We start from the raw sequence: 15,271 nt of genomic DNA, 5'->3' as shown, positions 1-15,271 counted from the left end.
TGTGTAATAAAAAACTTCCCGTACATTTGTACTTCAAAAAATAGTATTGAAAACTGTAATTATAGCTGGGGCAAGTGGGCTTGTTGGATCACATCTTCTTCGTCTTTTGTTAGATGAAAAAGAGATAGACGAAGTGATCGCGCTGGTAAGGAAGACGCTGCCCATAACTCATACTAAACTTAAACAGAAAGTCGTTTCTTTTACAGAGACCGGAAGCTTTGAAGGATATCTGAAAGGTTCAGCAGTTTTCTGTTGTCTTGGATCCACCAGGAAGAAGACACCGGATTTGAACGACTATAGAAAAGTTGACTATACTTATCCCCTGTTGCTGGCTAAAATAGCTTCGGAAAATAATGTTGAACAGTTTCATCTTGTATCTGCGTTGGGCGCAGACCCTGGCTCTGTAAATTTTTATAGCAAGCTCAAGGGAGAAACTGAACGAGATATCAAGTTGCTGATATTCAAATCATTACATATATACAAACCATCCCTGCTTACGGGGAACAGAATTGAAAAAAGACCTATGGAGAGATTTGCGGTTATGGTAATGAATATTATCAACCCAATGCTGAGAGGCAGTTTAAAGAAATATCAAAGTATTGAGGCGGAGGTTGTTGCAAGAGCAATGGTGAAGCAGTATTTGAAGGACCTTGATGGAACGTTTTGTTATCCTTCTGATAAAATTAAAGAACTAGTATGAGTATTCTATCAGGAGAACTTCTAAGTCATGCATTTAATGACACCTGGCTGTTTAAAGATTTGACCTTCGGCATAGCCAAGGGACAACGAACCTCACTTGTAGGCATCAATGGGTCTGGAAAGTCTACTCTTCTTCGCATTCTTGCCGGTAAGATGGATCCGAATGAAGGAAAAGTTGTAAAGGAAAGGGGATTACGGATAGGATATCTGGAGCAGGACCCTGACTTTGGCGGACAAAATACCATAGCTGATTATATCTTTAGTTTAGATAACAGACAGCAACAAGTTATACGGAGGTATGAAGAACTTATCTCTGGCGCAGACAGCGACAGCAAGGAGCTGCATGATCTTATGGATGAAATAAGCGAACTGAATGCATGGGAGTATGAGCACGAGATTAAAACCATTTTGCAACGTCTCTCAATTGAGGATCAGGATCAGAAAATAAGCAACCTGTCTGGAGGACAGCGGAAAAGACTAGCCCTGGCAAAGCTTCTGATAGATGAACCGGACGTCTTTATCCTTGACGAGCCTACGAACCACCTTGATATTGAGATGATAGAATGGCTTGAAAGCTTTCTGACGTCGGGACAAAAGACAGTACTAATGGTTACCCACGACAGATATTTCCTGGATAACGTTTGTAATAATATTCTTGAACTTACCCGTCAGCGTTTATATTCTTATGCAGGAAAATACAGTTATTTCCTGGAAAAAAAGTCGCAGCGGGAAGAAGAAGAAAACTCTTCTCTACAAAAGAACAGGAACCTTTTAAAGAAAGAACTGGAGTGGATGCGCAGGCAGCCCCAGGCAAGGGCCACTAAGTCGAAGGCACGTATTGATGCCTTTTACGAACTGGAAGAGAAGACAAAGAATCTAAATGATAATCAGAAGGTAACTCTTAGCACTAAGGTATCCCGGCAGGGAAATAAAATACTTGAAATGGATAAGGTCTACAAGTCGTTCGGTGATAAATCAATCGTTGAAGACTTTAGTTATATCTTTAAAAAAGGAGACAAAATTGGGTTGGCGGGTAAAAACGGTACCGGAAAAACTACATTACTCAATCTTATTACTGGCACTGCACAACCTGATTCGGGCAGCATAGTAAAGGGAGAGACAACCGTATTCGGATATTACAAGCAGACTGGCATTGATACGGATCAGAATGAACGGGTAATAGACGTTGTAAAGAATATTGCGGAGTATATTATGATGGCCGATGGCAAGACGATAACCGCATCCCAACTATTAACACACTTTCTCTTCCCTCCTGCCAAACAGCATAATATTGTAGGAAAGTTAAGCGGCGGTGAAAGAAAGCGATTACAGCTAATGAAGGTACTGATGAAGAATCCAAACTTCCTGATCCTTGATGAGCCTACGAATGATCTTGATATTGACACGCTGAATATACTCGAAGAGTTTCTCGAAAATTATAACGGAGTTCTTCTCCTGGTGTCGCACGACAGGTACTTAATGGACAGGCTTACCAACCAGCTGTTTATACTTGAGGGCAACAGTAAAGTGAGATTATATAATGGAAATTATACTGATTACAGGCTCGAAAAAGATAATACCGTAAAAACTAAGGAACCAGCGAAGAATACGGAGCCGAATATACCATCTCAGGCTGCTAAAAAAAACAAGCTTTCTTTTAAAGAAATGAAAGAATTAGAAGGTTTGGAGGAGGAAATTCCAAACACAGAGCGGAAAATTGAGGAACTATCCATTCAATTGAATTCCGGAATTACAGATCATCAAACACTGTTGAGTCTCGCTGAAGAAATTGAAACAAAGAAATTACACCTTGATGAGATCAGCATGCGTTGGCTTGAGCTAACGGAAATTAAAGAAAATGTTAATTAAGATGTTCCACGTGGAACACGCAACAGAACGTTCCACGTGGAACAAAGTATAATATGTTTAAAAAGTACGACATAATAGTAGTAGGAGCTGGTCATGCAGGCTGTGAAGCAGCGGCAGCAGCAGCAAATCTGGGATCTTCAGTTCTTCTGGTAACGATGAACATGGGTACAATTGCACAAATGTCATGTAATCCAGCCATGGGAGGCGTAGCGAAAGGCCAGATTGTTCGCGAAATAGATGCTATGGGAGGATATTCGGGCATTATAGCTGATAAATCAACTATACAGTTTCGAATGCTCAACCTTTCAAAAGGGCCCGCTATGTGGAGCCCAAGAACACAGAATGATCGCATGCGATTTTCGGAAGAATGGCGTTTAGCACTCGAAAGGATCCCAAATGTCGACTTTTGGCAAGATACGGCAAACGAGCTCTTAATTAAAGGCGACCAGGTAACGGGGATCAAAACCTCACTGGGTATAGAAATTGAATCCAGCGCAGTGGTACTGACAAATGGTACCTTCCTCAATGGACTAATCCACATAGGAGAAAAGCGCTTTGGGGGCGGACGTACAGCTGAGAAAGCAGCTACAGGATTAACAGAACAATTGATAGAGCTTGGGTTCGAAGCTGGCAGGATGAAAACCGGCACCCCACCCAGGGTTGATGGAAGAAGTCTGGACTATTCAAAAATGGAAGAGCAATGGGGTGACACCGGTAAAGGCCGCTTCTCCTTTTCTGATTTTGAACTGCCAAAAGAAGAGAGATGCTGTTGGATAACTTATACAAATAGCGAGGTTCATGAAGCACTGAAAGAAGGATTTGAAAAATCGCCAATGTTCACCGGTCGCATAAAAGGCCTCGGACCCCGATACTGTCCTTCTATAGAAGACAAGATAAACCGGTTTGCTGAGAGAGAACGACATCAAATCTTTGTAGAACCTGAAGGATGGAACACTGTAGAAATATATGTAAATGGTTTTTCTACATCGCTACCTGAGGATGTTCAATATAAAGCGCTCACTAAGATACCAGGGTTTGAAAAAGCTAAAATGTTCAGACCGGGATACGCGATTGAATACGACTATTTCCCCCCTACCCAACTTGACCTTACGCTTGAAACAAAACGGATAAAGAACCTATTCTTGGCAGGCCAAATTAACGGAACCACCGGATATGAAGAAGCGGCAAGCCAGGGTTTCGTTGCAGGTATAAATGCTCATCAGAAAATAAATGAAAAACATGAGCTGATCATGAAAAGATCAGAATCATATATAGGTGTACTAATCGACGATCTTGTAACAAAGGGAACAGAAGAGCCCTATCGTATGTTCACCTCCAGGGCAGAGCACCGGTTGCTTCTCAGGCAAGATAATGCCGATATTCGCTTGTCTCCTATCGCACATGAGCTGGGTCTGATAAGTGACGAAAGATTGCAGAAAGTAAATAAAAAGATAAGCGATTCTTCGGAGATAGTGAAGTTCCTGAAAAACACATCTGTAGTGCCTGGCGAAATAAACAGCTTTCTTGAAAGTTTAGAAACAGCTCCAATCAGCCAGAATGTAAAGATGTTCCAATTGCTTACAAGACCGCAGATTAATATTAATGATCTGAGAAAAGCGAATGAAAAATTTGCCAATCTGCTACAAAGCTTTGATCAGGAGACTATCGAACAAGCAGAAATTAAAGTAAAGTATGAAAGCTATTTCGAAAAAGAAATGGAGATCGTAAATAAGATGAACCGTATGGAAGACCAGGAAATCAATCCTGATTTCAACTATCATAATCTGGTATCCTTATCAAAAGAAGCAAGAGAAAAACTAATGAAGATAAAACCAAGAACGTTAGGCCAGGCATCCCGAATTTCGGGGGTTTCACCGTCAGATATATCGGTTTTAATGGTACATATGACCAAATAATTTATAACAAACTGATTTACAGTAGATTAAACACGAAATAAAACGGCTTTAATATATCTGATATAAGACGATTTTTCAGAATCCGAAACATAATCTTCATCCAAAAGAGAAAACCGCTTAAAACGCATATAAATGCTAAAATTTGACAACAACTATTATAAGTTAAATTTTTTAACCGTCTTTACGTTGATCTTACTAGCTGCGGGCTGCGCCAGCATTCAGCAGCCTACTGGTGGACCTAAAGACAAGGAACCTCCTAAAGTTTTAAAAGAGACTCCTGCGAATTTTACTCTTAACTTTAAAGCGAAAGAAATTAACATAACTTTCAATGAATACTTTAAAATCAGTAATGAGTCGAAGGAGTTCAGCATGTCACCTGCGCAGGACAGAAGTCCCTATTACAAAGTCAAAGGAAAAACGCTCAACATAAAATTTCAGGACACGCTCGCCGCAAATACTACGTACACCATAAACTTTGGCAGAGGTCTTGTTGACTATAATGAGGGGAACGTGCTTAAGAATTATATGTATGTTTTTTCTACAGGAAATAAAATCGACTCTTTGTCTATCAGTGGAACGGTTACCAACACACTAACAAAGAAACCTGTTCTTGATGCCACAGTTTTTATCATTCCGGTGAACCAGGATACGATCTTCGGCAAAAGAAGAGCTAACCTGTTTACCACAACCGATTCATCTGGAAATTTTAGTTTGAAATACCTGAGACCCGACACTTACCGTGTTTATGCACTGAAAGAAGAGAGCGGTGATAGGATTTATAATTCGTCAAATGAAGAAATAGCATTTCTCGTTGATTCAGTCGTTTTAAGAAACAATATAGCAGGCGTGAAGCTGGCCCTGTTTAAAGAAGAACCTAAAATCTTCAGGATAACGGATAGAAAAATAGAAAAAGACAGCCGGGTAACTTACATCTTTAGCAAGAAATTAGAGCAACCTTCAATCAGCATATTACATCCCAACGAACTCGATAAAGATAAGATAGTTGAATTCAGCCGTACTAAAGATACCGTAGCGCTATGGACAAAATCGATGGACTTCGACTCCATAAAAGTAGCGGTGATAGACAAAGGAACTCCGCTGGACACCACGATCATCAGAAGAAACTCCAGGGATAAATATGACCGGGAAATAAAAATAGCTGACAATAATCCTTCAAACAAAATAAAGCCGGGCGGAGAATTAATACTCACCTTTTCCGCACCAGTAGGATCAATTGATCCCAGAAAAATTAGTTTGCTCCAGGATTCTATACCGGTAAGCGGACTTCGTATTATCAAAGACAGCCTTTCAACAAGGAAGTACCTTTTCAGGTATCCCTGGCGGACAGAGCGGCAATATATCCTCAAGATTGATACTAATGCCATAGGAGGAAAATTCGGAGGTTTTAACAAAACCTATACCAAGCAATTCATCCTCGACGAAGTATTAAATTACGGTAATCTTTCTTTGTCGGTTACGGTACCAGACACGAGCAAAAGTTATATAGTACAGCTGCTTGACGACAAAGACAATATCATAAAAGAAACGCCTCTAAATAAAAATCAAACGATAAATTATACAACTTATTCACTCGGAAAATATCATTTCAGGGTAGTGTATGATGATAACAAAAACAGAAAATGGGACACAGGAGACGTTCGGGCAAGACGACAACCGGAACTCACCTGGAACAGCAATACCGAAATAACACTACGTGCTAACTGGGATCTTGAAGAGAAGCTGACGATCCCTCCCCCGGTTCCGTAAACCACTGGGAATACATGATATAATTTTGAGGGAGCTTTTTTAACATTGCCCTTTGTTCTTCACTGACCGCTTTAATCTTACGGGCGGGGGTGCCTGCATATATATACCCTGATTCGCAGATGGTGTTTTCAAGTACCACCGACCCGGCAGCTATAATGCAAAACTCCTCTATAACGGCGTGGTCCATAACAATAGATCCCATACCTATCAACACATTATTTTTAAGCGTACAACCGTGTACAAGAGCATTATGGCCTATAGATACATCGTTACCTATAATAGTAGGCGCTCTCTGGTATGTACAATGAATTACAACCCCATCCTGTATATTAACATTATCTCCAATTTTAATATAATTAACATCTCCCCTGACTACTGCATTAAACCAAACCGAGCAGTTATTTCCCATCTCTACCTCACCAACTACCGTTGCATTCTCTGCAATAAAGCAGTCCCGACCAAAAATTGGAAATTTTCCCTTGACAGATAAAATAAGTGGCATATATTTACACTAAATATTCATTGAATGCGGAAGTAGCTCAGTTGGTAGAGCATCAGCTTCCCAAGCTGAGGGTCGCGGGTTCGAATCCCGTTTTCCGCTCGTTAAACAATTACAACAATTTAATTTACTATTATACCGCAGACGTTGTAAGAATGTCTGCGGTATAATATTGCTTCTATAACACCGTGTCTACCGGTGTCTCCTGATGAACAGGATAATCAGTGGTATAATGTAAACCGCGGCTTTCCTTTCTTTTCATCGCCGACTTAATTACGATATAGGCGCTCTGAATCACATTCCGTAATTCACAAAGCTTAACTGAAAGCTTGGTCTGTTTATAAAAATCCTCTGTCTCCTCGTAAAGAAGTCCTAACCTCCTCATTGCCCGTTCCAACCTAAAATCAGAGCGTACTATGCCAACATAATCGCTCATAATCTTTTGAGTTTCGCGAAGGTTATGTGTTACCAGTATATCTTCATTCAAGAGCTGAGTATTCGTTTCATCCCATTCAGGAATCGTATCAGGAATAACATTACCGGCATATTCGGACACTACACTATTATATATACGATGAGCAAAAACCGTTGCCTCTAAAAGCGAGTTGGACGCCAGGCGGTTAGCACCATGTAAACCTGTGGAGGAGCATTCCCCGCACGCATAGAGCCTCTTTATTGACGATCTTCCGGATTCATCTACTAATATCCCCCCACACATATAATGGCAGGCAGGCGTTACGGGGATCATATCCTTCGTCATGTCAATACCAATGCTCAAGCATTTCGCGTAGATATTGGGAAAATGGTTCAATATATCTTCTTTACTGCGATGCCTGATATCAAGGTATACAAAATCGTCACCGGACTTTTTCATTTCCGAGTCAATAGCCCTGGCAACAATGTCGCGCGGTGCGAGGGATTTACGCTCGTCGTAAAGCTGCATAAACTCATTCCCATTCCTGTCTTTCAAAACACCACCAAAGCCTCTTACAGCTTCGGAAATAAGAAACGATGGGTATTCTCCCGGATTATACAAAGCAGTAGGGTGAAACTGAATAAATTCCATATTTCTCACCTTTCCCTTCGCTCTGTAAACCATTGCTATCCCGTCGCCGGTAGCGATAGTAGGATTAGTGGTATTAGAATAAATATGTCCCGCACCCCCACTGGCCATTACCGTAACTTTTGATAGAATTCTCTCAACAACGCCTGAGCGCGTGTTCAATGCATAAATACCATAGCACGTTATATCATCCGATCGCCTATCCACAAATGTTCCGCAATGATGTTGCGTAATAAGTTCTACGGCGAAGTAATGTGTCAATATTTCGATGTTTGGATCCTTATGAACCTGTTCAAGGAGCGCTCTTTCAATCTCAAACCCGGTAATATCCTTATAATGCAAAACGCGATGCTCTGAGTGGCCTCCTTCTTTTGCCAAATCATATATGCCCTGTGTTGTTTTATCGAAATTAGTACCATAATCGATAATCTCCTGAATGCGGGCCGGGCCTTCCTTCACCACTATTTCAACAACGCTCCTATTACACAATCCATCACCTGCAATAAGTGTATCGTCAATATGTTTCTCAAAAGAATCCTCTTTATCCACAACTACTGCTACACCCCCCTGGGCATACTTGGTATTCGATTCATCCTCATTAGATTTTGTAACTATCAGAACCTTACCATGCTTTGCTGCTTTGAGAGCGAAACTAAGCCCGGCTATACCCGAACCGACTACCAAGAAATCAACATATTTCATAGAAAACTAATTTGTAAAATGTAATCTTTTCCCGCCTATGTGGATAAACACGGTAAAGATGTTAATTTTGTGTAAAAACAAGTTCAATAATTTATAACAACAATTCTGCTTTCAGAATTTGATGCAAATTAAGACGAATTTTAATAAAGTTATCATCATATAAACCATAGTTGTTAACTTTTACATAGATTGTAAAAATCCACATCAAAAAAAAAATAAGAAAAATTTGAAAAATATATCTGCTTATTCTACAGTATCTTGGATAGTTAACAATGTTAATAACATGTTGAAAGAAGGGGGAGAACAAAGTATTCCAAATTTTTGTTTGGCTTCTTCTTCACATTACTAACACCCTAATAAATCATAAGATATCTTTTTAAAAAGTAATTGTATTTTATTGTAATGTCGAGAATGGATATTTTTGAAGAGTTAAATGTGAAGGGTTTTATAGACGAACCCATTGATCCAAGTCTGGATCTTTTTGATGAGATTGAAAAACTAAAAAAGGAAAAAAATGCCGTTATACTTGCTCACTATTATCAGGAGCCCGATATTCAGGATATTGCGGACTATATCGGAGATAGTTTGGGTTTATCTCAGCAGGCAGCAAAGACCGATGCAGAGATCATCGTATTTGCAGGGGTCCATTTCATGGCCGAAACAGCAAAGATCCTTTCTCCATACAAGAAAGTTTTATTGCCCGACTTAAAAGCAGGGTGCTCGCTGTCTGACAGCTGTCCACCGCATCTTTTCTCGAAGTTTAAGGAGAATTACCCAGATCATATTGTAATAACCTACGTTAATTGTTCGGCAGAATTGAAAGCTTTAAGCGATATCGTTTGTACTTCATCTAATGCTGTTCAGATTGTTGATAGCCTTCCCAAAGATCAGAAGATCATCTTTGGTCCGGACAGGAACCTGGGAAGGTATGTATCAAAAATGACTGGCAGAGATATGGTTTTGTGGAACGGAGCTTGTATGGTTCATGAAATATTTTCACTGCAGCGAATTGTAAAACTGAAAGAACGACACCCTGAAGCGAAATTTATAGCTCATCCTGAATGTGAGGAAGCGGTATTAAAGCTTGCTGATTATGCAGGTTCGACAACCGGCTTGTTGAAATATACACAGAAAAGCGATGCTAAAGAATTTATCGTTGCGACGGAAAGCGGTATTATTCATCAGATGGAGAAGGCTAATCCCGATAAGGTTTTTATACCCGCACCGCCAAATAACACGTGTGCCTGTAATGATTGCCCTCACATGAAAAGAAATACTCTGGAAAAACTTTATCTATGCATGAAAAATGAAATTCCTGAAGTAACGGTTCCAATGGATATCATAGAAAAAGCGAGGAGGCCAATAGAGAGAATGCTGGAAATTTCGGAGCGGCTGGGACTGTGAGGGGTATGTAGTATCAAGATATTAGTATCAAGTATCAGGATATAGAATTGAGATATAAGAAAAGATTTGAGATACTAGATTTGAGAATTGAGATGTGGATAGGCTGGAAAATGGAGGCTGCTGGTGATCCATTTTTGGACAGATAATAGAATTATACAGCTGATAGCTGATGGCTAAAAGCTGATTGCATCATAAAGCTAATAGCTAATTGCCAAAAGCCAATAGCTGTTAACGTTAGCTAACAAATATGTTTGAGAATAAAGAAAGAACGGATATAAGTAAACTGGGTGAGTTTGGTTTGATTGATCACCTGACAAAGAATATAACCTTAACAAACCCCTCAACTATAAAAGGAGCCGGCGATGATGCTGCCGTTTTAGATTTTGAAGGGAAGAAAGTGTTGATTTCAACGGACCTGCTGCTGGAAGGCATACATTTTGACCTTGCTTATACACCCCTGAAACACCTTGGTTATAAAGCCATCCAGGTGAACCTGAGCGATATCTATGCTATGAACGGTATAGCTACTCAGGTAACGGTATCGCTGGGCTTATCGAGCAAATTTCCGTTGGAAGCGGTAGAGGAATTATACGAAGGAATGCTTATAGCTTGTAAAAAGTACAATGTGGATATCGCAGGCGGGGATACCAGTTCATCAAAACAAGGCTTGGTAATTAGCGTAACCAGTATAGGCTATGCTGATGAGCAGGATATTTGTTACCGGAATACAGCAGAGGAAGGTGATTTGATCTGTGTTTCGGGCGACCTGGGCGGAGCCTATGTAGGACTCCAGTTACTAGAGCGGGAGAAGAATATATTTCTGGAAAATCCCCAGATACAGCCTGATCTGGAAGGAAAAGATTACATTGTTGAAAGACAGCTGAAGCCTGAAGCGAGAAGAGATATTGTTTTGCTACTTAAAAGTTTGGGCGTTAAACCAACGTCCATGATAGATGTGTCTGACGGCCTTTCTTCAGAAGTTATCCACATTTGTACACAGTCTGAAAAAGGCTGTAATCTTTACGAAGAAAAAATACCGCTCGATCCGATGACTTATGAAACTGCAAGAGAGTTTAACCTGGATCCTACAGTTTGTGCCTTGAGTGGAGGTGAGGACTATGAATTGTTATTTACTATTCGCCAGTCGGATTACGATAAAATAAAGAACGACCCCGATATCAGCATTATTGGTAATATAACAGAGAAAGCCGCCGGAATGAACATTATATCCAAATCGGGCATTGTTCATCCATTAAAGGCACAGGGCTGGAATTCGTTTAAGTAGTAAGTTATAACTTAAATCTCATTACTTATCTGCTTTGAGGTTTTAGCTCCCAGTTTTTTTAATGTTTCTACACGGCCTATAAGATTTCCATTACCCGAAGAAAGTTTATTGAAGGCATCGGAGTATGCATCTTTTGCTTTATCCAGGTTATCCCCTATTTTCTTCAGGTCATCAAGGAAACCTGCAAACTTGTCATAGAGTGCTCCGGCGCGGGTAGCTATATCTATCGCATTTCGGGTTTGTTGTTCCTGCTTCCACACCGATGAAATGGTTTTGAGGGTAGCTAAAAGAGTAGATGGCGTTACAATTACTACTCTTTTATTCCAGGCGAACTCAAATAACTCTATATCATGCTGAACCGCAATTGCAAAGGATGATTCTATAGGAACGAAAAGTAAAACGAAGTCAGGTGAATTGATACTATATAAATCACAATAATTTTTGCTGCACAGGTTCTTAATGTGGCTTCTTATAGAAGTAATATGATCATTCAGATATTGTATTCTTTCAATCTCTGTCTCGCAATTTACGAGCTTGTTATAAGCGATTAGAGATACTTTTGAATCGATAATAAGATGCTTGTTGTCGGGTAAGGTGACCACCACATCTGGTTGAAGCCTGTTTCCATTTTCGTCGGTGAAACTGCTCTGTTTGATGTAGCTCTCGTTCTGTATCAGGCCGGAAGCTTCCAGGATCCTGTCGAGGACTACTTCTCCCCAATTACCCTGTTTTTTACTATCGGCTTTCAGTGCTTTGGTAAGGTTATTTGCTTCGTCGCTAATTTGCTTATTCAATTCCATCAGCTTTGATATTTCACCTTTTAAAATATTTCTTTCTGCAGCTTCCGTTTGGTATACTTTATCGACCTTATTTTCAAAAGCTTTGATGTTTTCTTTTAAGGGATGAAGAAGCAGATCGAGGTTGGCCCGGTTAAGCTCAGTAAACTTTTGACTTTTTTCTTCCAATATCCTGCCGGCCAGTAATTCAAAGTCTTTATTCAATTTTTCGTGAAGTTTTTCAATTTCTTCTTTTTGTTCCTTGATTTTTTCATTCTGCACCTTGAGGTAAGTACGGCTGCTCTCGTAAGAAAGGTTGATATCTGCTAAGTTCTGTCGTTCTGTCTGTAGTTCGGTAATCAGTCTTTTCTGTTCCTGCTGTAACATTAAGACCATGCTTTCCTTCTCTGCATGAATATTGCTGATCTTTTCTTCTGCTTTTGCAAGACTGATTTTTAGCTGTTCCGTTTCTGTTTTTATAAACTTTATTTCGGACCGGTAAGTTCGATTTTTAATAGCGCTAACAGCCGTTATAAATACTAAGAAAATAATTATAATTATTATATAAGTAATATCCATTGCTAAATATTTTATCAAAAATAGTTAAAAGATCTTCAGAATAAAAATGGTCTTCCGATAGCCGGAAAAAGAAGAACTCCGGAATAATTAAACTTGAATTAAGTGTTTAAGCCGTCCATGGAATATGAAGAATTGTCAGTCTTTAATGTAACAGTTACAGCGATATAAGTGTCATTTGTAAAGAAATAGTTGTAATTTCATATCGGGAACGCTTTTTGTTCGTTATTGATAGAAACAAATATTTAACAACGATGGGATTAGGTTTAATAATATTTATAGGTGTAGCACTGATCAGTTTTATCGTGCAGGCCAGGTTTAAAAGCAAGTTCAGGAAATATTCTGAAACCCCATTACTTTCAGGGATGACTGGAAGGGATGTAGCTGAAAAGATGCTGCACGACCATGGGATTTACGATGTTAAGATCATTTCTGTTGAAGGTTCGCTGACAGATCACTACAATCCTCAGAACAGAACCGTCAATCTTAGCCCCGAAGTATATAATGGAAGAAGTATTGCCGCCGCCGCTGTTGCATCACATGAATGTGGTCATGCTGTTCAGCATGCCAAAGCATACTCCTGGCTTCAGTTCCGTTCGGCTATGGTACCAGTAGTTAATATTGCTGCAAATCTTTTGCAGTGGGTTTTCATGCTCGGTCTTGTTATGGCAGCGTCCAGTATGGGATATAACCTGTTACTTATTGCATTCGGGGCAATGCTTCTGATGACATTGTTTAGTCTGGTGACGCTTCCCGTTGAGTTTGATGCAAGTAACCGTGCTCTTGCATGGCTACAGACTAACCGTGGTATCATGCAGACGAGCGTAGAACATGACCAGGCTAAAAATGCTTTATGGTGGGCTGCGATGACGTATGTAGTTGCTGCTTTAGGGTCGCTTGCTCAGTTGCTGTATATCGGCATGATGCTATTCGGAGGAAGAAGAGATTAAGTGACCGGTTAAATAAAAAGTATATAAAAAAGAAGAGGGTGTCCAAAAAGTAAGGACACCCTTTTTTGTTTTCCCATTAATTCGTAAATTAATGGTGCTAATGAAAACAAGATCAAATGTACATTTTAAGGCGTTAACCTCGCAGCAGGTTGTGCTTTTTCCCTCGAACATAGGGGATCGGATTCCATCAGATCATCCTGTCCGTATTGTTAACCAAGTTGTTGAATCACTTAATATCGATGATATTCTTTCAGGATATAAAGGCGGCGGTACCAGCAGCTTTCATCCCAGAATGCTAATTAAAGTACTTTTCTACAGTTACTTCTGTAATATTTATTCTTGTCGAAAGATGGCTCAGGCCCTGCAGGAAAATATCCACTTCATGTGGCTATCAGGCAACAGTACCCCTGATTTCCGCACTATTAACGATTTTCGTGGTAAGCGGTTAAAGGATAAGATCCAGCATCTGTTTGCAGAACTGGTCCGTTTGATGGCTGATCTTGGCTATGTCAGTCTTGATATCCAGTATGTGGACGGCACCAAGCTGGAATCGGCTTCGAACCGGTATACCTTTGTATGGAAAGGCTCTACAGAGAAGAATAAAGCAAAGCTGGAAGAAAAAATAACCGGAGTACTTGGGGATATAGATAGGTCTATAAAGCATGATAAAGCGGAACTGGCCTCACCGGAAAAGCCAGGCGTTCCTGTAAGTTCAACGGAACTTAAGAACAGGATAGATGAACTGAACGGTCGTTTGGCAGAGCTGAACAAGCAACAAAAAAAAGAGGTTAAGAAGCTTGAAAAAGATGCACTTCCCCGACTTGAGAAATATGAAGCGCAACTGGAAACTTTAGGCACACGCAACAGCTACAGCAAGACCGATCAGGATGCTACTTTCATGCGGATGAAGGAAGACCATATGAAAAACGGCCAGCTTAAACCGGCTTATAATACCCAGATTAGTACCGAGAATCAGTTTATTACCAACTTTTCCATTCACCAGCGTGCCGGAGATACTGCCACTTTGACCCTCCACCTGGAGCAGTTCAAAGCACATTACAATAAACAATCAAAGAAAGTAGTGGCAGACTCAGGGTATGGAAGCGAGCAGAACTACCAGTGGATGGAGGATAATGATATTGAGGCTTTTATCAAGTACAATTACTTTCATAAAGAACAAAAACGCAGCTTTAAAAAGAATATATATCATGCCTCAAACCTGCCCTACGATGTGCAAGGGGATTACTTTATATGTCCGGCAGGCAAACGTATGATCAAAATGGAGGAATCTGAGCGCATCTCAGAGCTGGGGTATAAATCTAAGGTGAGCTGTTACAAAACAGAGAGCTGCCAGGGCTGTCCGCTCAGGAAAATGTGTTATAAAGGCGATGAAGACCGTAAAATTGAGGTCAACCATGCCTTAAGGGCCTTTAAGGAGAAAGTGAAGCAAAAGCTGTTAAGTGAAGAAGGTGTTAGGCTCAGAAAGAACAGAGCGATAGAACCAGAAGCTGTATTTGGTCAACTAAAAAGCAATAACAGGTTCAATCGATTCAGACTACGTACACTCCCTAAAGTAAATATCGAGTTCGGACTGGCCGCCATAGCACATAACTTAAGGAAAATGGCAGCAAAAGCTGCTTAAAAAGCCTAAATTGACGCGATTCATCATGATAACACAATGTCTATACGATCTAATGCAGCAATTAACTGCATTAAACATAAAGTGAAAAGCTATTTCATAAGAATCTGAAAAACTCCTACTCTC

The 15,271-nt window shown here is 40.1% G+C and carries 11 protein-coding genes and 1 tRNA gene; 9 read left to right on the top strand and 3 right to left on the bottom strand.

The genetic code is table 11. The features are described 5' to 3' along the window. Window positions 1–46 precede the first annotated feature (46 nt). The 4 genes from BDE36_RS01550 to BDE36_RS01535 all read left to right on the top strand — a co-directional run bounded on the left by BDE36_RS01550 (window position 47) and on the right by BDE36_RS01535 (window position 6,251). The gene (locus BDE36_RS01550; RefSeq protein WP_141813469.1) at window positions 47–700 is read left to right on the top strand and encodes an NAD(P)H-binding protein; all 654 of its coding nucleotides are present in this window, start codon (window positions 47–49) and stop codon (window positions 698–700) included. Then, a complete protein-coding gene (locus BDE36_RS01545; RefSeq protein WP_141813468.1) occupies window positions 697–2,568 on the top strand; it encodes an ABC-F family ATP-binding cassette domain-containing protein in 1,872 nt (623 codons plus the stop codon). The genes BDE36_RS01550 and BDE36_RS01545 overlap by 4 nt, the downstream gene beginning before the upstream one ends. A 53-nt stretch (window positions 2,569–2,621) precedes the next feature. Beyond that, window positions 2,622–4,484, top strand: coding sequence for a tRNA uridine-5-carboxymethylaminomethyl(34) synthesis enzyme MnmG (gene mnmG / locus BDE36_RS01540; RefSeq protein WP_141813467.1), 1,863 nt, complete (start codon window positions 2,622–2,624; stop codon window positions 4,482–4,484). 132 nt (window positions 4,485–4,616) lie between these two features. Further along, window positions 4,617–6,251 (top strand): Ig-like domain-containing protein, encoded by a 1,635-nt coding sequence (locus BDE36_RS01535; protein WP_141813466.1) that lies wholly within the window; start codon window positions 4,617–4,619, stop codon window positions 6,249–6,251. On the opposite strand, the gene BDE36_RS01530 is transcribed toward BDE36_RS01535, so the two are convergent. Next, a complete protein-coding gene (locus tag BDE36_RS01530; RefSeq protein ID WP_128768141.1) occupies window positions 6,202–6,753 on the bottom strand; it encodes a gamma carbonic anhydrase family protein in 552 nt (183 codons plus the stop codon). The genes BDE36_RS01535 and BDE36_RS01530 overlap by 50 nt on opposite strands. A 26-nt stretch (window positions 6,754–6,779) precedes the next feature. Between BDE36_RS01530 and BDE36_RS01525 the strand changes: the two genes are divergently transcribed. Continuing rightward, window positions 6,780–6,852 (top strand) — tRNA-Gly (locus BDE36_RS01525). Window positions 6,853–6,928: 76 nt separating this feature from the next. Here BDE36_RS01525 and nadB read toward each other — a convergent pair. Beyond that, complete coding sequence (gene nadB / locus BDE36_RS01520) at window positions 6,929–8,515, bottom strand: L-aspartate oxidase (protein ID WP_141813465.1); 1,587 nt, start codon at window positions 8,513–8,515, stop codon at window positions 6,929–6,931. Between the two features lie 411 nt (window positions 8,516–8,926). Here nadB and nadA point away from each other — a divergent pair, with 411 nt between their 5' ends. Continuing rightward, entirely contained in the window at window positions 8,927–9,919 is a 993-nt protein-coding gene (nadA, locus tag BDE36_RS01515; protein ID WP_128768235.1) for a quinolinate synthase NadA, read from the top strand. Between the two features lie 247 nt (window positions 9,920–10,166). Continuing rightward, entirely contained in the window at window positions 10,167–11,204 is a 1,038-nt protein-coding gene (gene thiL / locus BDE36_RS01510) for a thiamine-phosphate kinase (RefSeq protein WP_128768143.1), read from the top strand. Window positions 11,205–11,215: 11 nt separating this feature from the next. Here thiL and BDE36_RS01505 read toward each other — a convergent pair whose 3' ends face one another. Then, window positions 11,216–12,559: a DNA recombination protein RmuC gene (locus tag BDE36_RS01505; RefSeq protein ID WP_235904431.1), complete on the bottom strand. Its 1,344-nt coding sequence runs from the start codon at window positions 12,557–12,559 to the stop codon at window positions 11,216–11,218. Between the two features lie 251 nt (window positions 12,560–12,810). On the opposite strand from BDE36_RS01505, the gene BDE36_RS01500 reads away from it, so the two are divergent. Continuing rightward, window positions 12,811–13,506, top strand: a complete 696-nt coding sequence (locus BDE36_RS01500; RefSeq protein WP_128768144.1) for a zinc metallopeptidase — start codon at window positions 12,811–12,813, stop codon at window positions 13,504–13,506. Window positions 13,507–13,606: 100 nt separating this feature from the next. Then, complete coding sequence (locus tag BDE36_RS01495) at window positions 13,607–15,148, top strand: IS1182 family transposase (RefSeq protein ID WP_141813451.1); 1,542 nt, start codon at window positions 13,607–13,609, stop codon at window positions 15,146–15,148. The last annotated feature ends 123 nt before the right edge of the window (window positions 15,149–15,271 follow it).

Source organism: Arcticibacter tournemirensis (assembly GCF_006716645.1).
Taxonomy (GTDB): domain Bacteria; phylum Bacteroidota; class Bacteroidia; order Sphingobacteriales; family Sphingobacteriaceae; genus Arcticibacter; species Arcticibacter tournemirensis.
Note: the sequence above shows the minus strand (reverse complement) of the source record. Positions and strands in the feature narration are given on the sequence as shown.